This is a genomic window from Enterovibrio litoreus (assembly GCF_045679545.1).
Classification (GTDB): domain Bacteria; phylum Pseudomonadota; class Gammaproteobacteria; order Enterobacterales; family Vibrionaceae; genus Enterovibrio.
This window is the reverse complement of record NZ_CP166194.1, coordinates 1716657-1742638: the sequence shown is the minus strand read 5'-3', so window position 1 is coordinate 1742638 and position 25982 is coordinate 1716657. Positions and strand designations below refer to the sequence as shown.

At 47.5% G+C, this 25982-nt stretch carries 17 protein-coding genes; 7 read left to right on the top strand and 10 right to left on the bottom strand.

Features of this window, described 5'->3' with window-relative positions:
• The first annotated feature begins 237 nt into the window (after positions 1-237).
• A complete protein-coding gene (locus AB8599_RS07615; RefSeq protein ID WP_407333141.1) occupies positions 238-1695 on the top strand; it encodes a coniferyl aldehyde dehydrogenase in 1458 nt (485 codons plus the stop codon).
• 102 nt (positions 1696-1797) lie between these two features.
• Positions 1798-3378, top strand: coding sequence for an AMP-binding protein (locus AB8599_RS07610; protein ID WP_407333140.1), 1581 nt, complete (start codon positions 1798-1800; stop codon positions 3376-3378).
• A 315-nt stretch (positions 3379-3693) separates the two neighbouring features.
• On the opposite strand, the gene AB8599_RS07605 is transcribed toward AB8599_RS07610, so the two are convergent.
• From AB8599_RS07605 to AB8599_RS07585, 5 genes are all read right to left on the bottom strand, one after another.
• Positions 3694-4953 carry an outer membrane protein transport protein gene (locus AB8599_RS07605; RefSeq protein ID WP_407333139.1) on the bottom strand — a complete coding sequence of 420 codons (1260 nt, stop codon included), beginning with the start codon at positions 4951-4953 and terminating at the stop codon, positions 3694-3696.
• Positions 4954-5339: 386 nt separating this feature from the next.
• On the bottom strand, positions 5340-5708 hold the full coding sequence (locus tag AB8599_RS07600) for a hypothetical protein (RefSeq protein ID WP_407333138.1): 369 nt from the start codon (positions 5706-5708) through the stop codon (positions 5340-5342).
• Between the two features lie 46 nt (positions 5709-5754).
• Positions 5755-7920, bottom strand: a complete 2166-nt coding sequence (locus AB8599_RS07595) for a lipoxygenase family protein (protein ID WP_407333137.1) — start codon at positions 7918-7920, stop codon at positions 5755-5757.
• A 504-nt stretch (positions 7921-8424) separates the two neighbouring features.
• Positions 8425-9408 (bottom strand): rhodanese-related sulfurtransferase, encoded by a 984-nt coding sequence (locus AB8599_RS07590; RefSeq protein WP_407333136.1) that lies wholly within the window; start codon positions 9406-9408, stop codon positions 8425-8427.
• 196 nt (positions 9409-9604) lie between these two features.
• Entirely contained in the window at positions 9605-10441 is an 837-nt protein-coding gene (locus AB8599_RS07585) for a calcium-binding protein (protein WP_407333135.1), read from the bottom strand.
• A 517-nt stretch (positions 10442-10958) separates the two neighbouring features.
• Here AB8599_RS07585 and hrpA point away from each other — a divergent pair.
• The 4 genes from hrpA (at position 10959) to AB8599_RS07565 (ending at position 18027) form a co-directional block, all read left to right on the top strand.
• Positions 10959-14801: an ATP-dependent RNA helicase HrpA gene (hrpA, locus tag AB8599_RS07580; protein ID WP_407333197.1), complete on the top strand. Its 3843-nt coding sequence runs from the start codon at positions 10959-10961 to the stop codon at positions 14799-14801.
• Between the two features lie 339 nt (positions 14802-15140).
• Positions 15141-15752, top strand: coding sequence for a murein L,D-transpeptidase catalytic domain family protein (locus AB8599_RS07575; RefSeq protein WP_407333134.1), 612 nt, complete (start codon positions 15141-15143; stop codon positions 15750-15752).
• Between the two features lie 216 nt (positions 15753-15968).
• Entirely contained in the window at positions 15969-16823 is an 855-nt protein-coding gene (locus tag AB8599_RS07570; protein ID WP_407333133.1) for a DNA ligase, read from the top strand.
• A 181-nt stretch (positions 16824-17004) separates the two neighbouring features.
• The gene (locus tag AB8599_RS07565) at positions 17005-18027 is read left to right on the top strand and encodes a substrate-binding domain-containing protein (RefSeq protein ID WP_407333132.1); all 1023 of its coding nucleotides are present in this window, start codon (positions 17005-17007) and stop codon (positions 18025-18027) included.
• A gap of 111 nt (positions 18028-18138) precedes the next feature.
• Here AB8599_RS07565 and AB8599_RS07560 read toward each other — a convergent pair whose 3' ends face one another.
• From AB8599_RS07560 to AB8599_RS07545, 4 genes are read right to left on the bottom strand one after another with little or no spacing between them, the layout of a single operon-like run.
• Entirely contained in the window at positions 18139-21036 is a 2898-nt protein-coding gene (locus AB8599_RS07560) for an FAD-binding and (Fe-S)-binding domain-containing protein (protein WP_407333131.1), read from the bottom strand.
• Positions 21037-21038: 2 nt separating this feature from the next.
• Positions 21039-21713: a lactate utilization protein C gene (locus tag AB8599_RS07555; protein ID WP_407333130.1), complete on the bottom strand. Its 675-nt coding sequence runs from the start codon at positions 21711-21713 to the stop codon at positions 21039-21041.
• Complete coding sequence (locus AB8599_RS07550) at positions 21710-23140, bottom strand: LutB/LldF family L-lactate oxidation iron-sulfur protein (protein WP_407333129.1); 1431 nt, start codon at positions 23138-23140, stop codon at positions 21710-21712. The genes AB8599_RS07555 and AB8599_RS07550 overlap by 4 nt, the downstream gene beginning before the upstream one ends.
• Positions 23140-23910 carry a (Fe-S)-binding protein gene (locus tag AB8599_RS07545; protein WP_407333128.1) on the bottom strand — a complete coding sequence of 257 codons (771 nt, stop codon included), beginning with the start codon at positions 23908-23910 and terminating at the stop codon, positions 23140-23142. The genes AB8599_RS07550 and AB8599_RS07545 overlap by 1 nt, the downstream gene beginning before the upstream one ends.
• Before the next feature lie 150 nt (positions 23911-24060).
• On the opposite strand from AB8599_RS07545, the gene AB8599_RS07540 reads away from it, so the two are divergent.
• Positions 24061-24966, top strand: a complete 906-nt coding sequence (locus AB8599_RS07540; RefSeq protein WP_407333127.1) for a LysR family transcriptional regulator — start codon at positions 24061-24063, stop codon at positions 24964-24966.
• 161 nt (positions 24967-25127) lie between these two features.
• Here AB8599_RS07540 and AB8599_RS07535 read toward each other — a convergent pair whose 3' ends face one another.
• Positions 25128-25952, bottom strand: coding sequence for an HDOD domain-containing protein (locus AB8599_RS07535; protein ID WP_407333126.1), 825 nt, complete (start codon positions 25950-25952; stop codon positions 25128-25130).
• Between the last annotated feature and the right edge of the window lie 30 nt (positions 25953-25982).

Sequence of the window (25982 nt, the reverse complement as noted above, 5' to 3'; positions counted from 1 at the left end):
CGTATGCCGACATTATTGATTTGGCTTCCCTATATTTTGGCCCAAATTGGGCCGTTTTCATCTCTGCTTAAATACTATTCTCCGTCTGATCCTATGCAGCTAAGCTATGGGATAACTCTTTGGCGCAAATTAACAATCGTACCCCGCGCGATCTACGCCATATTGGAAGCATGGTCACGTCGGTACTCAGTGATTCGTTTGGATCATGTTTGTCGTCATACAAGGAGTTTCTATTCAATGAGCAATGTAGAGCAAGTCCATGACATCCCAATGGCGGAGCCAATGGCTTTTTCCGAGAATGAGCGAATGAGGCAATTGTTTGAAGCACAGAAACATGCGTTCGATCGCGACCGTTTTCCTAGCTATGACGAAAGAGTGTTGGCTCTGAAGCGTCTTAAGCAAAGTGTCTTGCAGCGAAAGCAGGATTTGCTGAATGCCCTAGAAAAGGACTTCCAATATAGAAGCCATGACGAGAGCTTATTAGGCGACATCTTTTCTTCAATTTCGTCGATTGATTACACCCTTAAACACTTGAAAGGTTGGATGAAACCGCAAAAACGCGCGGTGGGTATTGTCTTTCAGCCTGCTCATGCGCAAGTTGTCTTTCAGCCAAAAGGGGTGGTCGGCATTATTTCACCTTGGAATTATCCCGTATTTTTAACGTTAGGCCCGCTAGTGGCGGCTTTGGCTGCGGGGAACCGCGCCATGATCAAAGCCTCAGAGTACACGCCTAACACCAATGCTGTGCTTGAGAACATGTTGTCTGACATTTTTGAACCCGACAAAGTTGCGGTCATTCAGGGGGATACGAATATAGCGCAGGCGTTTTCAGCATTGACGTTCGATCATATTCTGTTTACAGGCTCGACCGAAGTCGGCCGTTATGTGATGAAAGCCGCTGCCGAAAACCTTGTGCCCGTCACGCTAGAGTTAGGCGGAAAATCTCCCGTCATCATTGACGACAAGATCTCAATCGATGAAGCGGTAAAGCGTTTTATCTACGGCAAAACCATGAATGCAGGGCAGACTTGCGTGTCTCCAGATTATGTTTACTGTCCCACGCACCGTGTGGCCGAGTTGGTTGCCGCGCTTCGCATGCGTTATCAAGCCATGTACCCCTCAACGGATGGGTTTTCAGAGCGCACCCGCATCATCAACCGTCGCCAATATCAGCGCTTAAATGAATACATAGAGGATGCCAAATCACACGGTGTTGAAGTGATCCCGTTAGGTGACGTTTCTACTGAGTCTGCAGAGTGTTACATGCCGCTCACGCTAGTGATAGGCAGTAACCGCACTATGAAAGTGATGCAAGAAGAGATATTTGGCCCCATTTTACCCATCATAGGTTATGACGATCTCAGTGACGTTATTGACGATATCAATGCTAACCCGCGTCCGCTGGGTCTTTACATTCAAAGCTTCGACAAGCACTTTCAAAATACGGTGCTAAACAACACCCATGCCGGTGGGGTGTGTATCAACGATGCCGCCTTTCATGTGGTGGTCGATGATCTGCCGTTTGGTGGTATTGGTGATTCAGGAATAGGCAGTTATCACGGAGTTGAAGGTTTTCGAACCTTCTCACATGCTAAATCGGTATTTAGTCGTGGCAAATTATTTTTCGCGGACATGCTGTTTCCTCCCTACGGAAAGCGGGTTCATCAATTGTTCTATCGGTTTTTTATTCGCTAACCGTTCGTTCAATGACGCAACATTTGACGCGCAATTGGATGACGAAGAATGCGCAGTTAGCGAGCGCTGCTTGGCTGGGTGAGAAGAAAAGGAGAATGTGACATGTTAGGAAGTGAACAGGAAAATAACACGACAAATTTGGCGCAGTTCATAGTGAAAGCCTGCGAGAGCAATGGCGATAAGACCGCTTTTTATTGCGGCCCTGCACAATTAACCTATCGACAAGTGGAGGAGAAATCACGTGCATTGGCGGTTTGGTTTCAACGTTATACCGCTTTACAACCTGGTGATCGCATCGCCATTCAGCTACCTAACATCTTGGATTTTCCGATTGTTGCATTTGCGGCCCTGCGAGCAGGGCTCGTTTTGGTGAATACCAATCCACTGTATACGCCGAGAGAAATGCTCCATCAATGCTCTGATTCGGGCGCGAAGGCCATTGTTATTTTTTCTCCGCTCGCAGATAAACTGTCAGACATTATTGATGAAACGGACATTGAAGTCGTGGTGTGTACTTCTGGTGGCGAGTTACCTCAGATTAACTGCGAGAAAGACATTAATCAGGCTGATTTGAATCACGCGATAGAAAGTTGTGAAGGGGCGAGCTTAGTACCCGTTTTAGTGCCAACTGACGCCGTGTGCATGCTGCAATATACCGGGGGCACGACAGGGCGGGCGAAAGGAGCGTGTTTAACGCACCATTCTGTGCTGAGCAATATGGCACAGTTAGATGAACGTCTCTCTGGTGTTGTTGAACCGGGCAAAGAGATTTTTGTGTGTCCCTTACCGCTTTATCATATCTACGCCTTTGCAGTGAATTTGATCCTGTTCTTTTCCCAAGGCAATGCCAACATTTTGATCCCCAATCCGCGCGATTTAGATGGCATGGTGGCGCAAATAAAACCACACAAATTTACCGGAATGGCTGGGATCAATACCTTGTTTGTTGGCCTTTGTCAGCATCAAGGTTTTCGAGACCTCGATTTCTCCCATCTCAAAATCACGGTGTCTGGCGGAACAGCACTTATAGATAGTGCGCGACTTGCCTGGAAGGACGTGACGGGGGGCAACATCACTGAAGGCTATGGCATGTCTGAAACATCACCTGTCATCAGCATCAATCACCCAGGTAATGAGCATTACGGCACGGTGGGCCAACCACTGATAGGCACCACTATAGAGATATGGGATGTGAATGATTCGCCGTTGGCGCAGGGTGAAGTCGGTCAAATTGTGGTTAAAGGCGCACAAGTCATGAAAGGCTATTGGAACAATCCTGATGAAACGGCCGAGGTATTGACACCGGAGGGCTACTTCAAAACCGGTGATATGGGAATGATCTTGGAGGACGGTTGTATTCAGATTGTGGATCGACTGAAAGACATGATTTTGGTGTCAGGGTTTAATGTTTACCCAAGCGAGGTGGAGCAAGTGTTGTCTTCCCATCCTGATGTGTTAGAAGTGGCGGTGATTGGTGTGTCAGACCTCGACACAGGTGAAGCTGTGCATGCTTATATCACCGCCAGTGAGCGTATTGAACTAGATAACGTCAAACAGTTCTGTCGCCAGAACTTAACCGCTTATAAAATTCCCAAAAAAATATTTATTGTTAAAGAGTTACCGAAATCTGCGGTGGGAAAAATTCTGCGGCGCGAGCTGAGAGATAACCCGAAGTCACAATGACCTAAATTTCTTACTGTTGCTATCCCAACAGTTTTTATACCCAATGACTCTCAAAGAGCCTTTTTGGGTTGATATATGCCCTAACTTGAGCCAGTTAGGGCTTTTTTTCTTTGCGGGCGTGTAAGCACGTTGCGTGAAGTCAATGGGGTAACGATGAAGTTTGAAGATGATGTGGAAGGGGAATAGGCAGAGGGATCTCGCTTTGTGTCAACCGAAAATAAAAAAATAGCCCAGCAAAGTGGGCTATTGGAAGTTATTCATATTGAATCCAATTATATAGCATCAAGGTAGTGAGCTAACACGGTCTCGGCATTTCTAAAAACGGTAATTGGCTTGCGCGCCAAGGATCACAAGATGGCCTTCTGCGCGATAGGTTTGCTCTCCAACAAACAGGCTGGTCTCGGTGTAGGTTTCGTTAGATCTGTCCATATAAGCAAGACCAAGATCAAATGACCATTCTGAGCTGTGCTGGTAGTTGACACCCGTGGAGAACCACAATGCATCTTGGTCTGGAATGCTCAAGGTTGTGGCCCCCGCTTTCTCGTCTAATGCGATGCCTGCTCTGAGTTTGATGGCTGGGTTTAGCTGATAGGTTGCCCCTAATGCCCAGCGCCAACTGTCATCATATTTTTCAGGCTTAACGAAACACGTTCCGCCGTTGATAGAACAGCCCGAACCACTGGCTTTGAACTCGGTGTAATCGCTCCATTGAGTCCAAAACGCACTGTAGTGAACCGCGAACAGTGGTGTCAGTTGATGGAAACCAGAAAACTCTGCTGTCGCGGGCAAGGGGACATTCGAGTTGCTGTCTGCGACGCCACCGTTGGGGATCGCGACCAAACCGGGTGTATGGTCCGTGAAATCACCGCCAAGTTCCAGATCAACACCTGCGCGATACGCGAGGCCAAAGCGGTTGTTATTGTCCAGTTCGAACAGCGCACCTACATTCCATCCAAACGCCCAGTCATCAGCCTCCCAGCTTAGTATTTTCCCTGATGGAGATGTTGGATTTGCCGCGCCATAGCGGCGGTTCACTTCCCCCGTGGCGTAAATCACGCTAACGCCAGCCCCCACACTAAACATAGGATTGATACGATAAGAAACAGAAGGGTTTAGGTTGACGGACAGTAACGCAGTGTCGCCGCCAATATCGCCCGCAGCGAAGTCATCTTTTAAATCAGTGCCCAGCCCATAGTTGGAATAGAACCCCAACCCGAAAGCCAACTTTTCGTCGATGGGTTGAACGTAATACGTCGAAGGGACAAACTGATTGGGAACCGTATCATCTGACGATAAGGCTTGGCTGTCGCCCGTCACGCTAATATCGGCGTCAAAGTAAATCAGTGCACCCGACACCTCAGCCTGCTTGAATAGCGCCATAAGGGCAGGGTTTCGTCCCATTGCTGAAGCACTGTCGCCAATGGCCGCTTCACCTGCATAAGCGCGTCCTAGCCCGCTGACAGAGTCGAAGGCAATTTGATAGCCGGCCGCACTCGCAGTCGCTGCGCTGAGTGCCGCCGCGATGAATATTGCCGATTGGCTCAATCTCACTTTGTGATGATGTGACATTAACATCTAGACCTCCATGATTTCATATCGTTAATGCAAGAGCTTTCCATGTTCTAGAAAGGTGCTATTTGATGTTAAGTGTCACTTGAACAATTGAGTTGTCTTGGGATGCCATAAGACTATCTGTAGCGGCGTACCCCAGGAAATCTGGGCTGAGTGAGTCACAAACCTAGTGCTGAAATGAAAAGATATGACTGGATTGGTTGGCAAAAACAAATATATGCCATACACAGTAATACTTGTCCCTTATTGCCGTTTGTTTTGCGAGGCGATAAAACGCAAAAAAGCGAGGCTAAACGGTATTAGCCTCGCTTATTCATCACGTCACATTGGTTACCTAGCCTTGGTTACCGTTGTCGCTATCTACTTTTTGAGCACTCCGCCTCGCATGTCTACGCATGAATGTAGCGAATAAAGTATTCCATCAATTGAAACTCTTTCTGCAAACTTGAAAAGGCATGTTTGAAATCCGTGTTGGGTGGGCTGGTGTCAACAATGCGCTTTGCAAATTCCGCGATCTGTTCATCTTTTACTGTTTTTGAGTACGTCAGGTTTTTCTTTATTGCGACGAACACGTCTTGCTCCGGGGACGATAATTCGAGTTCCTCCGCCGCAGCAAGCGATTTAGCATTGTCTGTCGTTGACGCTAATGCACGTTTTGGCTGCTTCCAAATGTTGATTTGAGACAGCGCCAGACAAGATCCCCCTGCAATGAGAAGGGTTCGCATGGTTGCTCTTCGTGTTAAATCAATTTGTTTCATATTGGGTCTCCAAAAACTTCAATGTCAAAGCCGTCGTTCCAAGTCATTAATTCCAAGGGCTGACCGTGATGGTTGAAGGCATTCTCAAATCATAACTCCAGCGGCGTTCTGAGTTCTTCGCACGTATTTCGTCATCGAGATCCTGAAGTTGTGATTGGAAAACATCGAGTAACGGATAGACGTTGTAATCATGCTTGAACTGGCCTTTGGGGTATTTACCCAAAGAGCGGTGCCAGTCTTCCGGCAGATCCGTAAAGATCCGCGAAAAGAAGAACAACCCCGCGCCAACATTCATCGGTGGACATACGTTGAGCCAATCTCTTTCTGAATAAGGGTGAGTCGGCTCTATAGGGTGATCGCGATAAAAACCGAGTGCGCCTAACTTCATGAACGATGCAAGACTGGTGAAACCATGGTTGACGGACATCCAGTAAACAATCCTTGCGACAATATCGACAAGTTCTTCGATTGAATCTGCATTGCCGGGGAAGCCGCGAACTCTGCCTTCATGGGTGGTTTCATAAAGGAAAGCTTGAACCTCATTGTCATCACGGACATCTTGGTCAGAGTGATAATACAAGCGAAGGTAGCCATCGACCCATTCATGGATGATTGGCATTAATCGATTGTCATCATGTTGTGGATAGTCCTCCAATTGAGAGAACGCAGGATCTTCCATTCGATCAAACGGTGTGCTGTGCTCAAAAAAGTGGTAATGGTTTTTCCTTCGCACAGTGGCGTTTAAAAATGTGGTGCTACTAAAACCAGACAGACGCTGAATAGCCCCGGTCAACAGACCGTTATAAGGGTTGCCATAAGGGTCGGCCTCGCCAATAACTTGAACACCCACCTCTTCAAAGATCCCAGTATGGTTATTGGTAACCAACGCCATCAAGTGTGTGTCCAGCAGTGGACGTAAAGGGTGATGATTGGGAATATTTCGGAAATAAGCGACTGGAATAGGGCCAAGATAGACGTGAGTTGACAAATGGTCCACAACTGCAGCCATGGACGTCATGGTTGTGACAGTGTTTTTCGCCATCTGCCATGCCCAGTAATTATCCGCAGGGGTAACGATGCGCGATGGGGGATTTTTCTGATCACCGTAGCCAAAAACATTGAGAAAAAGCCAGTTGTAGTTATCCCAAAACGAATAGCCGATCGGTTTTTGGGTCGGTTGAATCGCGATGGTTTTCAAAGCACCACCATTTGCTGGAATCGCGAATAAGGCAATACTGGCGTGCAGCCTTGCGCCCGCGTTATCCCAGTTTCGTGGCGCGACGGTTTCATCATGAAAGTCTTTGAAATCAAGAATGAAGAGTCGGTCTTCTGCCATGGCTTGGTCAATGTCATCGGACTCAAAGCCCGCAACACGTTTAAAGTGTTTATTGGAGACGGGAAATTTTTGCATGTGTTGGGTATAAGGCTTCAAATAGTTAAATACCGGCGTTGGCGCGGCAGTGACTAGCCAACCTACAACATCATCTGAGCGGAAATCATTGTCATACGGCGCTTTAGGCCATTGCTTAATGCGTTGCTCATACTGCGGATGCGTGGTGCAAAAGTCGGGATAGAAATCGAGTTCATCCAGATTGTTACACTTTCGGCTTGGGAAAGTGAGCAGGATGGGATCCATAATTTCAAACGTGATACGACCGGGTCTGTTGTCTGCCAAAGAGCTGTAAACAACGGTCAGTAAATTAATGAACTTTTGGGCAATATCAGGGGAAAGTACGATGGTTAAAAAGTTTTTTTCAAGATAGGCAATCGTACCCTCAAACAAGCGAACACCGACAAAGTCAGGGTCTGCATCATTGACGCCAAAGTTGTATTCCGCTTCTTCCAGTCCACCACGATATCGCCATTCATTGGCATCTTGCACATCCAGGGTAGTCACGTTCCCATGTATAACGGCACCCGGCAATTTAGCATATTCAAAGAAGTGTTCTTCCTTTGCCTTTAATAAGGCTTGCTGGCGCTCAGAGAGCGTGATGGTGTCGTATTGCGGCAGAGAAACCATGGGGTAAGGATCTAGCCGTTTTTCATTGCCACCCAAGCCGATTTCGGGGCCGCCTTGTACGAAATCTGTGCCGTCGTAACACTGTTTGTTGAAAAATCGATCAGACCGGGTCAAATTGCTGGTACTGCTGTCGGACTCTGGGCTTGGTGCATTAATTAGTGCTCTGAGCTCCGCAATTTTGTTATCACTCATTGTTTCATCCCTTTAATTGCTGGTGGATACGTCACGTGATTGATCTCGAGCGTAAGCAGTGCCGACTACCTGTCAGCAAATATTTGGTTTTTGACGGACAGAAATCAAAACACACTGCATAGGTTTAACGTTAACAACAGAGAGGCAAAGAAGTGTTATCCGAACACGAAGAACTCTTGTCCCAACAGGCACAATAAAGAAACGTGGATTCATGACGTAATTTCCTTGACCTACATCGAGTGTAAATATTTTTTACACTTTTAATCTCTCAGTAATGAGATTGGCAGGTTAATCGATTACATTTCGTATGGGATTTAAGTGTGGGGTGTGTGACTTGCTGGGCGAATAGCGATGAGTGTCTGTGATTTATGACAAGCAAGGCATGGTATAAATGATACCGTTCGGTAAAAATTGATGTGATGAAGACTGAGAGGGCGTGATTCTCAAAAGAGTAATAGAGCAAAACTGGCCGAGGGGGTCGGCCAGTGTTTTTCATCGTACTATTTACTTACGGCGCGAGCGTTGCTTTTCTTTTAGCGATAACTTTTGCGCACGTTTAAGTTGTTTGTGTTTTATCGCGTCAGCACCAACATGGGTTTCACCCCGTTGCTTGGCAAGCTGAACTTGTTTTTCGCGCTCTCTAAACCCTGCAATTTGCTCTTCGCTATGTTTGCCAAAGCATTTAGGGCAACTGACGCCTTGCTCAAACTGAGGGCTTTGTTTGTCTTCTTGCGTTATCGGCAAACGACAGGCATTACAAAGCGCATAGTCGCTTTGTTCTAGTTGGTGGTTCACCGCAACACGCCCATCAAACACGTAGCAATCGCCTTTCCAAAGGCTGTTTTCTTCGGGCACTTCTTCGAGGTATTTCAAAATACCACCTTCAAGGTGATAGACCTCATCGAACCCTTGCTCTTTCATATACGCCGTGGATTTTTCGCAGCGAATACCGCCTGTGCAAAACATGGCGACTTTCTTGTGCTTGGTTGGGTCCATGTTTTCTTTGACGTAGTCAGGGAATTCACGAAACGTTTCCGTATGCGGGTTCACGGCACCTTCAAAAGTACCTAGCTCGATTTCATAATCGTTGCGGGTATCTACGACAAAGACGTCAGGATCGGCGATTAGTGCGTTCCAATCGGCCGGTTTCACGTAAGTGCCCACCACGTGGCGTGGATCAATGCCTTCAACACCCATGGTGACGATCTCTTTCTTGAGTTTGACCTTAGTGCGGTTGAAAGGCTGTTCGTCGCTGAATGATTCTTTGTAATTGATACCAGTAAGGCGCGGGTCTGCATTGAGGTACGCAAGCAAGCGATCAATGCTTTCGCGAGGTCCTGAAACCGTTCCGTTCACCCCTTCCTGGGCGAGCAGTAATGTACCGCGAATGTGGTTTTCTTCCATGAAGGCCGTCAAGGGCGCTTGAAGATCTTGGTAATCTTTTAGTTCAACAAACTTATACAGGGCGCAGACAACAAACTGACTCACGAGTATTCCTTTCTTATAACGATGCGGCAATGGCGCGCATTGTAGCCGAGGTTGTTCTTAACAAATATGCATAAATTATAGGGGTATTTATCTGGCAAAGTGTGTGATGCAGATTTGCACAGAAACGAAAGGCTGAATACTTGCCTTTCGTTTCCTTTATTTTACAGAGGGTTAGCTTGTGATTTTGCAGTCGACGTTACACATTGTAAAAGAGGAAGTCATCAGATGAGAAGTCGGATAACTGTGAGTTGTTAAACGTGATCGCGTGGCTATCAGACATAGTCAAAACCACGGTTGATCCCACTTGATTGATATCAAGATCGTCAAAGCGCTCTGCAACATTGAGTAGAAACACTCGGTCAGTGTCTTGTTCGAAATCGACGATGCGATCTTGGCTTTGTTCGCCTTCAAGAAGGTGGGTAAACACGAAATAATCTTCACCTTCACCGCCAATGTAGAAATCATTACCGCTGCTGCCGATCAGATAATCGGTACCGTCATTGCCGAAAAGTCGATCGTCGCCAATCCCGCCAATCAATACGTCACTACCGAACCCGCCCAACAAATCATTGTCACCGGACAGGCCAATCAGAATGTCGTCGCCACTGCCGCCGGCAAGATAATCATCACCCGCACCACCATAGATAATGTCATTGCCTTTGCCGCCAACTAGGCTATCATCGCCGCCGATGGAAGCTATATGGTTAAGAAATTCGGGGTTCTCTGCCACAAATGACTGAATGCTAGCCATCGCCATGCTGACGTCGGACGGAGAGACCCATGAGAAGTCTTGCTCTCTCACTGATTCATACAGTGCACTTATAGTGTCTGCTAGCTCATCGGCTTCGGCCTCGAAATATTCATCGAACGGAATGTCATCCCCAACGATAACGTCATCTCCACCAAAGCCTATGATCCCGTCATTTCCGTCCAGCCCATTTAAAAAGTCATTGCCATTCATGCCGCTGAGCGTATCGTCATCATCCGATCCTAGAGCGACATAATCAAAGTCAATTCCATACACTGTTATCATTGTTATCTCCATCGTGGTCCAGCTAGGTATGTCGTACGTTAAAGTGTATAGATTTGTCTGACATCCGATGTCTCAGTAAGCTGACTATCACCGTCACAGAGGAGGTTGATACGCTCGTATTAACGCTAAGATTGTTGCGCGCTCTGTACACAATAGTTGCGCGATAACGCTGTTAATCAACAGTATCTGAAAGGGTCGAAACAGGCCTTTCCAGCCGAGATAAAGTTCAGGGATAACGCACAGAATCTCGCGTCGATATGCCGTTTTGCTAAGTGCTTCAATTACGTCATCTTTGTCAATGCAAAGGTGCACGTTACTTATAAGAGATAGGAGAGGGTGTTTGATAGCGACTGTGCTAGAATCGTCGCAATTTTTAAAACGGCATTGTGCACATTTGTTCAGTGTGTTCGTACCGTGTATTTATCTTCATCACTAACAGCATTTCTTGGATACCGTTTTGACTGCTTCAATCCATCAAAATAACGCGAAAACACTATTCGGTGCGCTTGACGACTGCATGCTTCGAGACAAGTTTCGTCTCAGCAAGCGCATCAAGGGTGCACAACGCATTAAGAAAGACGCTGACCGTCAGGCTGCATTCGATCAGATCGCCTTAGACATCGCAAAATCAATGCAGGTGCGCATCCAGCGCCAAGTGAACACACCAAAAATTACTTACCCAGAACAACTGCCAGTTAGTCAAAAGAAAAACGACATCGCAGAAGCCATCGCAAACAATCAGGTGGTGATTGTTGCGGGTGAAACCGGCTCAGGTAAAACCACGCAGCTACCAAAAATCTGTATGGAATTGGGGCTGGGTGTATCTGGGGTAATTGGTCATACTCAGCCGCGTCGCCTGGCTGCGCGCACGGTAGCGACACGTATTGCGGAAGAATTGGAATCAGAGCTTGGCCAAACAGTTGGCTACAAAGTTCGATTTAACGATCAGGTCTCAGACGCGTCACGCGTAAAACTGATGACAGACGGTATTTTGCTGGCTGAAATTCAGCACGATCGCTACCTGAACCAATATGACTGCATCATTATTGATGAAGCGCACGAGCGCAGCCTGAATATCGACTTTATTCTTGGCTACTTGAAGCAGTTACTGCCAAAGCGCCCTGATCTCAAACTTATCATCACCTCCGCGACCATTGATCCAGAACGTTTCTCGAATCACTTTCGTGGTGCGCCGATCATTGAAGTGTCTGGTCGTACTTATCCTGTTGAAGTTCGTTATCGTCCATTAGTGGAAGACAGTGAAGATACGGATCGCGATCAACTGCAGGCTATTTTTGATGCTGTTGATGAACTGCATGATGAAGGGCCGGGCGACATTCTGATTTTCATGAATGGTGAACGGGAAATCCGTGATACCGCAGATGCGTTGGAAAAACGTAATCTGCGTGGTACTGAGATCTTGCCGTTATATGCGCGTTTGTCGTCGGGTGAACAAAACCGTGTATTCCAGACCCATACTGGCCGCCGAATTGTGCTTGCGACCAACGTGGCAGAAACCTCACTGACAGTACCTGGCATTAAATATGTGATCGACCCAGGTACAGCACGTATTTCCCGCTATAGCTATCGCACCAAGGTTCAGCGCCTGCCGATTGAAGCAATTTCGCAAGCCAGTGCCAATCAGCGTAAAGGCCGATGTGGTCGTGTGTCTGACGGTATTTGTATTCGTTTGTTCTCGGAAGACGATTTTCTATCTCGCCCTGAATTTACCGATCCAGAGATCCTTCGCACTAACTTGGCGTCCGTTATTCTGCAAATGACGGCGATTGGGTTGGGTGATATCGCTGCCTTCCCGTTTGTTCAGCCACCAGATAGCCGCAACATTTCAGACGGTGTTCGTTTGCTCGAAGAGTTAGGCGCACTGAAAGAAGGTAAAAGCCATGATGATCACAAACACCTGACCGAAACGGGGCGCGCATTGGCAAAACTGCCTATCGACCCGCGTTTAGCGCGTATGGTGTTGGAATCAGGACGCATGGGCGCACTGAAAGAAGTCATGGTGATCGCCGCTGCACTATCAATTCAAGATCCGCGCGAGCGTCCTTCAGACAAGCAACAAGCCTCTGATGAGCAGCATCGCCGTTTCAGCGACAAAGAATCGGATTTCCTGTCGTTTGTGAACATGTGGGATTACCTGTCCGAGCAACAAAAAGCTCTGTCCGGCAATCAGTTCCGCAAGCAGTGCAAAAAAGAATACCTTAACTATTTGCGCGTGCGTGAATGGCAAGATGTGCATTTCCAAATCCGTCAGGTGGTGCATGAACTTGGTTTGAAAATCAACCAAGAGCCTGCGGATTACCAAGCCATCCACATGTCATTGCTCGCGGGGTTGCTCTCTCACATTGGTTTGAAAGATCAGGAAAAGAACGAGTATCAAGGCGCCCGCAATGCGCGTTTCGGTATTTTCCCCGGTTCTGGCATTTTCAAGAAGCAGCCAAAGTGGGTGATGGTGGCTGAGCTGGTGGAAACGTCAAAACTTTGGGGTCGCGTTGCCGCGAAAATTCAGCCTGAGTGGGTTGAGCCCTTAGCCAAGCACCTGATTAAGCGCAGCTACAGTGAACCGCACTGGGAGAAAAAGCAGGCCGCCGTGTTTGCCCACGAAAAAGTCATGCTTTATGGCATTCCAATTGTGCCAAAGCGCAAAGTGAATTACGGCAACATCGATCCTGTCGTTAGTCGTGAAATCTTCATTCGCTCAGCGCTGGTGGAAGGGGATTGGGAAACCAAACATAAGTTTTATCATCAGAACCGTAAGCTTCTGGCGGAAGTGGAAGAGCTCGAAAAGAAATCACGTCGCCGTGACATTCTGGTGGACGATGACACCCTTTATGAGTTCTACGATCAGCGCATTGAAACATCGATTGTGTCTGGCCGTCATTTCGATTCGTGGTGGAAGAAAGTTAGCCGTGACGAACCGGAAAAGCTGAACTTCGAAAAAGCCATGCTGCTCGCGGGTGATGCCAGCCACATTACTGAGTTGGACTACCCGAACTTCTGGCACCAAGGTAACTTGAAGCTCAAGCTTTCGTATCAGTTTGAGCCGGGTTTAGATCATGATGGTGTAACAGTTCATATTCCGTTGCCTGTGTTAAATCAGGTCGAGCCAGAGGGCTTTGATTGGCAAATTCCGGGGCTTCGTCATGAACTCGTGGTGGCATTGATCAAATCGCTACCTAAAACGTTACGACGTAACTTTGTGCCTGCGCCAAACTATGCATCCGCCTTCCTTCAGCGCGTAACACCAATGGAAGCGCCGCTTCTTGATGCACTTGAAAAAGAGCTGAAGCGAATGACGGGTGTGACGGTCATACGAGACAATTGGCAGCTTGATCAATTGCCCGATCACCTGAAAATTACGTTTAGGGCAGTCGACCATAAGAATCGAAAACTCAAAGAGCACCATGACCTTTTCGCACTGAAAGAGAGCTTGAAGGAAAAGGTTCAAGAAACCCTGTCGCAAGTCGCTGACGACGATATTGAGCAGCAAGGGCTGACGACGTGGAGCTTTGGTCAACTGCCGCAGATGTACCAGCAAAAACGCGGCGGCTTTGAAGTCAAAGCCTTCCCAGCCATTGTCGATAACAAAGACTCAGTAGGGATTAAGCTGTTCGAAACGGAAGAAGAACAACGTCAGTTCATGCAACAGGGCCAGCGTCGTTTGATTTTGTTGAACGTGCCGTCGCCGATTAAGTACTTGCATGACAATTTGCCGAACAAGTCCAAGTTAGGGCTGTATTTTAACCCTTATGGCCGCGTTTTAGATTTGATTGATGATTGCATTGCCTGTGGCGTCGATAAATTGATTGAAGCGCAGGGTGGCATCAAGTGGGAGCCAGAAGCGTTTGATGCTTTGAAAGAATACGTACGCGCTGAGTTAGGTGACACTGTGGTGGATATCGCCAAACAGGTGGAACAAATCCTAACGACAGCCTTCAACATCAATAAAAAGCTGAAGGGTAAGATCGATTTCACAATGGCGTTTGCATTGTCCGACATAAAAGCACAGGTCGATGGGCTTATCTTTAAAGGGTTTGCGACAGAGTGCGGCTGGAAGCGACTTCCAGATATTCAACGTTATCTGAACGCCGTTGAACGACGCTTAGAAAAGCTACCGATTGATCCGAACAAAGACCGTCTTCACATGTTGAAAATCGAAGCCATTACGGGAGAGTACAAAGAGCTGCTCAACAAAATACCCAAAGGGCAGAAAATCCCAGAGGCGGTGAAAGAGATCCGCTGGATGATTGAAGAGTTACGCGTTAGCTATTTTGCTCAGCAATTAGGAACGCCTTACCCGATTTCTGATAAGCGCATTAAAAATGCGATCAGCCTCATATAGGCGCTTTACAGCCCTGTTTCAAATCAGATGCACCTTACCTTAAAAACAGAAAGCCAGCCGTTATGCTGGCTTTCTCACTTTTTGCCGCTGTGGCAAGATCTTCGCAACAGATTGCTGACAAGCGGCAAGCATATGCCCTTAACATCAGCCTGATTAGGCTTGAATGGTGAAAAACACCTAAGCCAGAATATCACTCAAATTCTAACTCTTTGAATGACCATAACTATTCGTTGTCATGTTTGAACTGGCACGAATCTTGGTACTCATTTGTCACTTCCCAGCATAACAATGGCTTTTGGGAACTCGGTGTAAATGATGTGCTGATTGATAGGGAATAACATGTTTAGGGTAGTAAAAGCGCTGTTTGCGCTGACTTTATTTGTTTTTTCGACAAATGTTTTTGCCACGCATCTCCCCGATGCGAGAGCCATGTATAGCCAACTAAAGCTATCTCATGAAGTCTCTTACGATAAGTTTAAAAAAGCGTATAACCATTTCAGAACGCATAAGGGTGATACCTCTATTTTCACTTTGATTGATTATAGTAAGCCATCTTCGCAAAAGCGCTTTTGGGTGATTGATGCGGCGAAGCGTAAAACGCTGTTTTCATCTTATGTTTCGCACGGAAAAAACAGCGGTAATCTTTACGCTAAAGATTTTTCAAACCGCATTAACTCGCATCAAACCTCGATAGGTATTTTTCGCTCTGCGGAAACCTATTACGGAAAGCATGGCTATTCATTGCGCCTCGATGGACTGTCAAAAGGCTTAAATGACAATGCGCGTAAGCGGGCTATTGTGATTCATGGTGCGGCATACGCCCATCCGAAAGTTATTTCGAAAACCGGCCAACTTGGCAGAAGTTGGGGCTGTCCTGCGTTGCCAAGCTATTTATCGAAGAAAGTGATCAACACCATCAAAAACGGGACTTACATTTACGCCTTTGGGTAAATATACCTAAGCATCTTAAGGTTGTTTGGGTATAGATGACTTGATAACTTAAACGTGTTCGTTCGGCGTATTTTGATCAATACGCCTTTTTTTTGCTTATCAGTGCAACGTTGATGCCCCGAATTTTTGGGGCGTCCAAGAAAATGCATCGCAACTGGAATCAGTGAATGCGTCGCGCAATATTGGCGGCGCTCACTTATTGAAAAGGACGAATGCATGAAGCCCACACCACTCCTGCTTGCCATCACATTAGGATTAACCCTTCCGCAAGCACACGCGACGAACTCCTTGCCTTACAAGCCTCAATTGGCGGTCAGCTATGAACGTAAAGCCATCGGTGAATGGCAGCAATATTTATATAGCGAAAAACTGGATGGCATTCGCGCCTATTGGAGCGGTCACGCTTTCTTTACTCGCCAAGGAAAGCAGATTTATGCCCCTGATTGGTTTATCGCAAATTTACCTGACATCCCGTTAGAGGGAGAGTTTTGGATTGGCCGCAATCAGTTTGAAGCAACCATGGCAGCAGTAATGGACAGCAAGCCTGATGACGAGGAATGGAAAAACATTCGTTTTATGGTGTTTGATATGCCAGCTAGCCTTGATGACTTTGACGAACGTTACACACAATTTAAAAACATGGCGCTTGAGCTTAAGATTCCACATCTTGGTTACGTTGAGCATTATCCCGTAGAAAGTGAGTCAGCATTGTTGAGCGTATTAAACGAGGTCAACAGTGCGGGTGGTGAGGGATTGATGTTGCGAAAGCGCACTGGCACCTATGAAGCAGGACGTTCTGGCAACGTGATCAAAATGAAAGTAGCGGATGATGCTGAAGCGCAAGTGATTGGGCATCTCGCTGGAAAAGGAAAACACCAAGGCCGCCTTGGCGCGTTGCTTGTTAAAATGCCGGATGGAAAAGAGTTCAAAATCGGTACAGGGTTTTCAGACAATCAACGAGAAAATCCGCCTGAGATTGGCGCCAAGATTACCTACCGTCACAATGGTTTTACAAAAAACGGCATCCCTAAATTTGCTCGCTATATGCGTATTGATAGCTCAAAACAATAGCGGAAGACGCAAACAACACGTTCTGCGTACTGTAAGGCTTTGAATCATGCCTAATGAGGGTGGTCGGTGATAAAAGGAAACCTTTAGTCACACTTTGCATATGTGCGCTGGCAAATTTCTGAAATTGTTCAAAAATTTAACAAAGCGACTGATTTCGTCGTTCGGTTAGGGATTGTGGGTTATGCAGAAAAAACGTCGGCCAACGATGCAAGATGTCGCCGAGATAGTTGGTGTCACCAAAATGACAGTGAGTCGCTACTTGAAGTACCCCGACAAAGTGGCGAAATCGACAGGCGAGAGCATTCAAAGCGCTTTGGATCATTTGGGTTATATTCCTAACCGTGTGCCAGACATTCTTTCTAATCGCAGCAGTCGAACGATTGGTGTGGTTCTCCCTTCGCTCAGCCATCCAGTTTTTCAGCAAGTTATCAAGGGGATCGAAAAGGTCACGGAAGCGGCTAACTATCAAGTGATGGTGGCGCACGGTGGTTACGCCGCTGAGATTGAAGAGCAGCGGATTCAATCGCTGCTTTCGTTTAACGTGGATGGTTTGATCCTGGCGGACAATGAACACTCGGACCGCACATTGAAGATGATAGACACGGCGGGTATTCCATTTATTGAAGTGCTTGCGGCGGCCAAAACGATGAGCACGGAAGACGGCGCCAACACAATGTCTGTGGGTATCGATAATGAGCTTGCTGCAATGTCGATGGTGTCGCTGATGATTGAGCGGGGCTACCAGAACATTGTGTGTTTGAGTGCCAAAAAGGGGATTCGAACTCAGAGTAAGCTGCAGGGTTATGTGAATGCCATGGAACAAGCTGGTTTTAAGGCGAGAAGCCTAACCGCGAAATCCGAGTCCTCAGTTTCCCTCGCAAGGAAAATGGCGCGAAAAGTGATGGAGCGCTACTCGGACACTGACGCATTTTTTTGTACCGATGATGAATTGGCGGCAGGCGTGTTGCTCGAATGCCAACAGCTTGATTTACGAGTGCCAGAAGATGTCGGTATTGCGGGTATTCATGCGTTGGATATTGGCCAATCCATGATGCCAAGACTGGCCAGCATTGTGACGCCGGATGTCGAAACCGGCGAGCAGGCGGCCTTGTCACTGCTAGCGACGATAGAAGGGCGCAGTTTGTTTACGGAGCCGTTAACGTTTGAGTTAGACGAAGGCGAGAGCTTGCTCTCGCCAATTTGATTGCCAATCTAGTCGGAAGACCTTGTTATACGGTTTATCTATTCAACTGCTTATTCAGCTACTTATTCAACTAGGGTTCGGCTAAATTCATCATCGTCTGGTGACGTGGGATCAAGCCTCGCTTTTCTTCGCTCGTTTAGGCCTAGATGTAGCATTAGACTTTTGTTCAGTGGCTGTTTCTTGGCGCTTAGTCGACACTTCATTCAGTAAGTACAAAATGGAACGATAGGAAATACCGCTGTGATAGGTGAGCCCAATTTCACATGTCCGACTGTTACTGAATCCTCTTGAACAACCTTCTGGAATTTGCATTTTGAGGGGTGCAACGGCCGCTGCATTCAATTCTGGTGTGAAAAATCCCTTATCCCCTGCGAACCCACAGCATTCGATTTGCTCAGGCACAATGACTTCTTTCGCGCAGGCTTTTGCTACTTTCAGCAATGAATCTGCTAGACCCATCTTTCTCGTGCTGCAGGTAATGTGGAGCATGATGGTTTCATCAACTGGCGTGATATCCAGCTCATCCACCAAGTGTTTGAGCACGAAACTGGACGGCTCAAACACATTCAGAGGGAAAGAGAACAGTTCTTTGCTCAGTTTTACGCAGGGACTGGTGTCCATTAAAATAGGAAGTTTACCCATCTCACTGGATTGCCATAGTGTGGCTTCTAGGCGATAGCTTTTGTCTTTGCTAATCGCGTTCATGCCTTTGCTGTCATAGGGCATGCCACAGCATTGGTTGCTCAGGTTTTTGGGAATGATAACTTGATAACCTGCACGCTCTAAAAGTGACATTGTCACCTCGGTGAGAGAGCGTTGCTCGTCACTGCCGATTTCACTCCCCATGTTTCGGCTGGCACAAGAAGGGAAGTATACGACTCTCTTTAGGCTACGTTCAGCGCTTGTTTTGAGCTTGTGGCGATTCGCGGTAGGAAAGCGATTTTGCCATTCAGGTGTCATTCCGTTGGTCAGGCTACGTAAGCCATTTATCGTTGAGCCCAGCGCTTTTTCTCCGATGGTCTTTTGCAACCATTCGTTTGCTGACAACCCCACACGCGTTAGTGCCGTCACCGTGGTGAAGTGGTTAGCTGTCCAGCGAGCAATGGGCGTAAAACGCTCGTACTTCTCTGTACGCAATTTCTTGATCAAGTCGCCGGTGTTAATGCCCACTGGGCAGCGATCGGCACACAAACCGGTTGCAGCGCAGGTATCAATACCGAGGTAATTAAATGCCTTTTGCAATTCGGCTTTTCTTTTTGGTTCGTTGGCGTCATCTAATCGGCGCAACTCACGATAGATAACGATGCGCTGGCGTGGAGAGAGAGACAGGGTTCTGGACGGGCAGACGGCTTCACAAAACCCACACTCAATGCATCTGTCCACCAAATCATCAGCCTTTGGCATTGGCTTCAGGTGGGTGATGTGCGCTTTGGGGTTGTCATTGATAATCACACCAGGGTTAAGCAGGCCTTCAGGGTCAAACAGCGCCTTGATCCGCTTCATGATTTGATACGCATCTGCTCCCCATTCAAGCTCCACATACGGCGCCATATTGCGTCCAGTTCCATGTTCAGCTTTGAGAGATCCTTGATACTTGACGGCAACAAGCTGGGTCACTGCGTCCATGAAGTGTCCATAGCGCTCAACCTCTTCTTCACTGTCAAAGCCTTGGGTGAACACGAAGTGCAAGTTCCCTTCAAGCGCGTGGCCAAAAATGATGGCTTCGTGGTAGTGATATTCGTGGAATAGCGTTTGGAGTTCTCGTACGCCTGCCGCGAGTTTTTCAACAGGGAAAGCGACATCTTCAATGATCACCGTGGTTCCTGGTTGCCTCACTGCACCAACCGCAGGGAACATGCCTTTTCGAATCCCCCACAGTGTGTTGACGGTTTTTGGCTTAGACGTAAACGCAACTTGATGACGAATATCATAAGCGGCGAGGGTAGCCATGATGCTTTTACATTGGGTATAGAGCGTGTCTTCATCGCTGGCACGCGATTCCACCAACAGCGCACAATGTTCCAGTGTCAGGGTTGGCATAAAGTCCGGCATACCACGTTTGTCGGCAACAGAGCGCAGTGCTCTGCCATCCATCATTTCAACCGCGGAGACGGGGGTTTTCGACAGAGCAGTCACAGCGTTAGAGGCGGTTTCAATGTCATCAAACACCAATAACGCTGATGATTTATATGGATGTTCAATCACTGTGTTGTAAGTGATTTCGGCGATAAACCCGAGTGTACCTTCTGAGCCCACCATCAAATGTGTTAACACGTCGATAGGATCGGTGTAGTCAATCAATGCATTGAGCGCATAACCCGTGGTGTTTTTGAGTCGATACTTATGGGCGATACGTGCAGTTAAGGCCTGATTCTGCGCCACGTCGTCACACAGGGATTGAATACCGTTGACCAATTCAACATGGCTTTCGCGAAACGCCGTGATAGATTCTGCGCTTGAGGTATCCAGTATGGTACCGTCATGGAAAACGATTTTCATTGAATCGACGGTTTTGTAGGTATTTTGCGCAGTACCACAACACATGCCACTGGCGTTATTAGCCGCAATGCCACCGATTTTACAACTGTTTATTGACGCCGGATCTGGCCCTATTTTTCGTTTGAACGGAGCGAGGTATTGATTGGCATCTGCACCGATCACGCCGGGTTGAAGGCGTATTTTCTCGCCATCGTTCAAAATTTCGTGGCTGCGCCAATTGTCCGTCAAGGTGATCAGTACCGAATCTGATACTGCTTGTCCTGAAAGGCTGGTTCCCGCGGCGCGAAAGGTGAAAGGTACTTTCATCTTGCCACAGCTTTTGATGATGAAGATGATGTCGTCCAGATCGTCGGCTTGCACCACGATCTCTGGAATTAAACGATAGAAGCTGGCATCCGTTCCATAGGCGAGGGTGCGCGTATTATCCGTAATAAGGCGTGCCATTGGGATGCGTTGGCCAAGTTGCTCCAGCAACATACCCTTAGTGTCGTTTGCCAGCGGTTGGCTCATGGTTACTCCTTAACCATAAATACAATCAATCGTTTCGGCCCGTGTGCGCCGTAAGCGAGCGTTTGTTGAATGTCGGCAGTTTTTGATGGCCCCGAAATGAGCAACAAATTGGTTGGCGGGCGGGTATCCCATCCGGCTTGTTGCCACAAGGCGCTTGTCATCAAGTCACTGAAGTTAGAAACAATGTCACATTCTCGCAGTATGGCAATATGTGTTGGAGGAACGAGTGACAAAGCTCTCGGTTCTTTTTCGCCTGTGACCAATGCCAGCGTGCCTGTATCGGCAATCGCGGCAGGGATCACGGAGAGGCTCGCATCCGTGTGATTGAACAAATCCCCTTTGATGCCATCAATAGGCTGATCATAGGTGCGTATTTCACACTCCAGATCGGCGTGGCTGAGATCGGTAGTAAAGGGGTTATCTTTCCCCAGTAACAGATTTTTAAAGCCGTTCTCTCGCAAGCAGGCCACGAGTTGTTCGAGCAAATTGTCAGATGTAGCGCGTACGATTTCAGTATGCGCGGTGGTCATGCAAGCGGCTAGGCGATCGGCTCGCACGTTTACATCACCATCTTGCCATGCCTGCCACTCTGGAAGGGGGACAGACACGGTTTGTCTTGGCGCGGCTTTCAATTTAGCAAAAATAGCAGCGCGGGCTTGTTGGCTTTGATTTGTCATGATTTACTCCCTTTGCGCTGGGCAATACGTGCTTTTAGCGATGTGGTCGCCAATTTGGGTTTCACGCGACACTGCGTCCAGTTGCCCAAATGTTCTGGTATGACACCATTCATCTTGCGCGCGATGTTGAGCGCGTTGTGATAAAGCGACGGGTGACTGGCGGCAAACGCAAATCCCTTTATTGCCATCTTTTCGATATGGCTGTTGTCAGCACCTTGCCCTTTGAGCGGCTCTCGTCCTTCACTGGCTTTGTGCTTCTCTTCTTGACGTAGCCGTTGCAGCAAGGAAGGAATAGGGATTCGGACTGGACACACTTCCTCGCAGGCTCCACACAAGCTCGACGCGGTGACGATAGACTTTGTGCTTTCCAAACCCATCATGTGTGGAGAAATGATTTTCCCGATTGGGCCGGGATAAACAGTGCCATAGGCATGACCCCCAATGCGGGTGTAAACAGGGCAATGGTTCATGCAAGCGCCGCAACGAATACATTGCAGGGTTTTACGAAGCTCTTCATCTTGATAGGCCTGAGTGCGACCGTTATCCAAAAGAATAAGATGCACTTCTTTTGGCCCATCCAATTCACCGTCTTTGCGAGGCCCGCTGATCATATTGAAATAGGTTGTGATATTTTGCCCGGTCGCAGAGCGGGTCAAGGCGCTATAAAGGGGAGGAATGTCGGATAAAAACTCCACCACTTTTTCAATGCCCGTGACCGCAATGTGTACATCGGGAATCGTAGTACACATGCGGCCATTGCCTTCGTTTTCTACCAAACACAGCGTGCCGGTTTCCGCCACAGGGAAATTGACCCCTGAAATGCCTATTTCAGCATCTTGATAGGCTTGGCGGAGCATGTTGCGGCCGGTTTGGATCAAGGTGTCGACATCCGTGGTGGGTATGAAATTACGGATGTTGTGCTCAAAGGTATCCGAAACTTGCTGCTTATTTTTGTGTATAGCCGGCATGATGATGTGTGAAGGCGTATCACCATCGAGCTGGACGATGTATTCACCCATGTCGCTTTCAAGGCAACGGACGCCTTGGTTTTCCATGTGATGATTGAGGCCGATTTCCTCACTTACCATGGATTTGCCTTTTACCATCAGTTTGGCGTGGTGCTTTGCCGCCAGCGAACTAAACAGCGCGTTGGCTTCATCGGCGTTTTGCGCCCAATGAACTTGAATGCCATTTCGTTGGCACTGCGATTCGAGCTTTTCGAGCAGTTCAGGTAATTTGCTTAAACAGCGCTGACGTATTGCCTCAGCACGATCGCGCACCGCTTTTTCTTCGGCGGCATCGGGAAAGGCATCGCGTCGTTTACCGCGAAGATAGTCCATCGCGCCACGGAAGTTTTGTCTTAGCTCTTTGTCGGCAAGGGCTTCTTTGGCTTGCTGGTGAAATTGCTCGGGAGTGTTGTGACTCATTATTCACCTCCATTCGCATGCGTGCGTTTTGCCAAAAAGCGTGCGATATGTTGTCCTTTTATCGTTTTACCTTGGTATTCCAATGCACCGTTGATGTTTAACATGCACCCCCAATCTGCACTCACAAGTTCAATTGCGCCGCTGTTAAGCAGGTTATGGGTTTTATCCGTGACCATGGCTTCGCTGATATTGGGATGGCGCACAGAGAAAGTTCCGCCAAACCCACAACACTCTTCTTCATAGGCTGCTTTTTTAATGTCGACGTTTTTCAACTGGCCTAACAGGTGGGCAGAGTAATTGTGGACGTTCATTTCTCGCCTTGCAGCGCAGGATGTATGGACAACCACGGCGGTGGGGTCACCTTTATCTTCGAGTTTAACGCGGCACACATTAGTGAGAAATTCGGTGAATTCAAAAACACGCTCGGAAAATGCCGTGGCTTGTTGCTCGAAAGGGTGTTTAGCAAAAAGTTTGGGGTAGTGATGCACCATCATTCCACCGCACGAACCAGAAAGAATGACCACGGGAATGGAATCGGGGAATAAGGACATTTGGTGTTTGGCAACATCACGCGATTCTTCTGTATACCCCGAGCTATATGCGGGTTGCCCACAGCAGGTTTGCTTTTCTACAAAGATGACGTCAATGCCCTGCTGCTCAAGAACTGAAATGGCATCAAGGCCTGTATCTGGGTCAAACATATCGACCAGGCAGGTTGCATAAAGATAGACCTTGGCGGGCTTTGCGGGGTACATCCGAGCATGTTGCATAAATCGTCCTCACAGAGAGAGTCCATGTATAAAGCTAGCTAAGTATGCTTAAAATGGTGCGTCTATTTATTAGACATTGAGAATATGCCATTGCCATATATGAATAAATGGCATTAAATAAATTGATTGTTTCCATTTTAGGGATAATTGATGCGTTCAGACGATGTGATATTGTTTTCTCAGGTAGCGGATCTGGGTTCATTTAAACTCGCCGCCGACAGGCTTGGTCTTGCTTATTCTGTTGTTAGCAAGCGTATTCAGAGGCTTGAACACGATCTGAATGTGCAATTGCTGCATCGAACGACCCGAAAGCTATCTCTGACTGAAGCGGGAATAGCCTTGTTGCCGACAGCAAAACAGATGGCGCAGCTGAATCAAGATGTTGCTGAATCTGTGACTCAACTCTCCTCCGACATCAAAGGGCATTTGCGCGTTTCTGTTCCTACTATATCCGGTGACTTGCTTTTGGCGGAGGCGATTGCTGAATTTGCTAGCCAGCACCAAGGCTTAAGAATTGACGTCAAACTGAGCAACCGATTTGTCGATCTGATTGATGAAGGGTTCGATTTGGCGATTCGTACGGGGTACCTCGAAGATTCTAGCTTGATTGCGCGCCATATTATTGATTCACAATGGCTGGTGTGTGCCGCACCCAAGTATGTGGCTCAACACGGTAAACCCGCTTCTCCGGATGCGCTGATACACCACAATTGTTTGCACTACACCTATCAGACCACTGGGGAAGGGGATTGGGAATTTTTTGCACCCAATACCGAAGACAAGCGCATAGTCAAAGTCAGCGGCAACTTCTCCACAAACAACGCCGGAGCATTAAGAAAGGCTGCGCTGGCCGGTCATGGTGTCGTGTATGTACCTAAATGCTTGGTGTATCACGATCTGCAAGCGGGCACATTGATAGATTTACTGCCACGACAAGTCGCAAAGAAGCTTGGCATCTATGCAATCTACCCTTACACGCGGCATCCTCCCAAGAAACTACGTTTGCTAATTGAGCACATTCGCACACGTTATCTGGCCATGGCACATTATTTCTAGTTTATGCCCAAGAAATATCAATGTGCTTTTAAGCGAAAATTTGTTGGCTGTAGGCCGTTCAGCCAAGGTGATGCATTGAAAATGAACGAAAAATTGGAGAGAAAATAAAAAGTAAAACCGCCTAGGTGGCGGTTTTTGGGGTGGGCTGGAAAATGTATTATCTAGGCAAGAGAATTGGCTAAGTCTCGACCCACGCCTCGGTTAATCTCAATGATTTCAATCAAATCATGATTTAACCCGAGCATACTGTATTCAAGTTGATGGTTGAGCCAAGTTTGTTTCGCTTCATCGTCTGACAGCTCACCCCATTTTTCATCAATTTTTCGTGACAGGTTGATGATGGCGGCAAGTTGAGAGAACTCATCGCCTTGGACGGCTGAATACTGATGAGCGATAGCATTGGCTAGCGTGTCAGCAAACTTCCAGTTCTTCGCCAGCATACCGCCTAGCTCTGCGCCATTTGTGTCGAGCACGATTTGCTGCGCTTCACACTTGGTTTTACCTGCTTCCATATGAAGCTCTGCTTTCTGAGCTTTATCTGGATAAACGGTGTAAATCAACAAGTCACCAATGTTGTGTAACATACCAGCGGTGAAAGCTTCATTTTGGTCGGCTTTCAATTCCTTCGCGATGACTTTGCAGTAGGTCGCCACTTCAAAGGTAGTGCCCCAAAATGCGTTGAGGTCAAGCCCTTCAATTTTAGGAAATGAGCTCATTAACGCAGAAGCAGTAACCAGTGTTCTGATCGGGCCGAGTCCAAGCCGAATAACGGCATCGTCAACCGAGGCTATGGTTCGGCCACGACCAAAGTGTGACGAATTAGATAATCGCAAAACACGGGCGCTTATCACTTGATCCTGTGCAATTTTGGTGGAAATTTGATTCATGTCAGAGCCGTCGCTATTCACGAGATTCATGAGCTCTTGAACGACTTTGGGAATCTTTGGGAGTTTGTCTATATGAGAAAGTAAATTGGCTGTTGACATATTCAGCTCCAAACTATGACCGTCAATTAA

Excerpts from the sequence above, each read along its gene's own strand:
- AB8599_RS07545 (WP_407333128.1), bottom strand. The coding sequence starts at position 23,910 with ATGCAACATGCTCGGATGTACCCCGCAAAGCCCGCCAAGGTCTATCTT.
- AB8599_RS07600 (WP_407333138.1), bottom strand. The coding sequence starts at position 5,708 with ATGAAACAAATTGATTTAACACGAAGAGCAACCATGCGAACCCTTCTC.
- AB8599_RS07595 (WP_407333137.1), bottom strand. The coding sequence starts at position 7,920 with ATGAGTGATAACAAAATTGCGGAGCTCAGAGCACTAATTAATGCACCA.
- AB8599_RS07535 (WP_407333126.1), bottom strand. The coding sequence starts at position 25,952 with ATGTCAACAGCCAATTTACTTTCTCATATAGACAAACTCCCAAAGATT.
- AB8599_RS07585 (WP_407333135.1), bottom strand. The coding sequence starts at position 10,441 with ATGATAACAGTGTATGGAATTGACTTTGATTATGTCGCTCTAGGATCG.
- AB8599_RS07565 (WP_407333132.1), top strand. The coding sequence starts at position 17,005 with ATGCAGAAAAAACGTCGGCCAACGATGCAAGATGTCGCCGAGATAGTT.
- hrpA (WP_407333197.1), top strand. The coding sequence starts at position 10,959 with ATGCTTCGAGACAAGTTTCGTCTCAGCAAGCGCATCAAGGGTGCACAA.
- AB8599_RS07550 (WP_407333129.1), bottom strand. The coding sequence starts at position 23,140 with ATGAGTCACAACACTCCCGAGCAATTTCACCAGCAAGCCAAAGAAGCC.
- AB8599_RS07615 (WP_407333141.1), top strand. The coding sequence starts at position 238 with ATGAGCAATGTAGAGCAAGTCCATGACATCCCAATGGCGGAGCCAATG.
- AB8599_RS07570 (WP_407333133.1), top strand. The coding sequence starts at position 15,969 with ATGAAGCCCACACCACTCCTGCTTGCCATCACATTAGGATTAACCCTT.
- AB8599_RS07540 (WP_407333127.1), top strand. The coding sequence starts at position 24,061 with ATGCGTTCAGACGATGTGATATTGTTTTCTCAGGTAGCGGATCTGGGT.
- AB8599_RS07605 (WP_407333139.1), bottom strand. The coding sequence starts at position 4,953 with ATGTTAATGTCACATCATCACAAAGTGAGATTGAGCCAATCGGCAATA.
- AB8599_RS07560 (WP_407333131.1), bottom strand. The coding sequence starts at position 21,036 with ATGAGCCAACCGCTGGCAAACGACACTAAGGGTATGTTGCTGGAGCAA.
- AB8599_RS07610 (WP_407333140.1), top strand. The coding sequence starts at position 1,798 with ATGTTAGGAAGTGAACAGGAAAATAACACGACAAATTTGGCGCAGTTC.
- AB8599_RS07555 (WP_407333130.1), bottom strand. The coding sequence starts at position 21,713 with ATGACAAATCAAAGCCAACAAGCCCGCGCTGCTATTTTTGCTAAATTG.
- AB8599_RS07575 (WP_407333134.1), top strand. The coding sequence starts at position 15,141 with ATGTTTAGGGTAGTAAAAGCGCTGTTTGCGCTGACTTTATTTGTTTTT.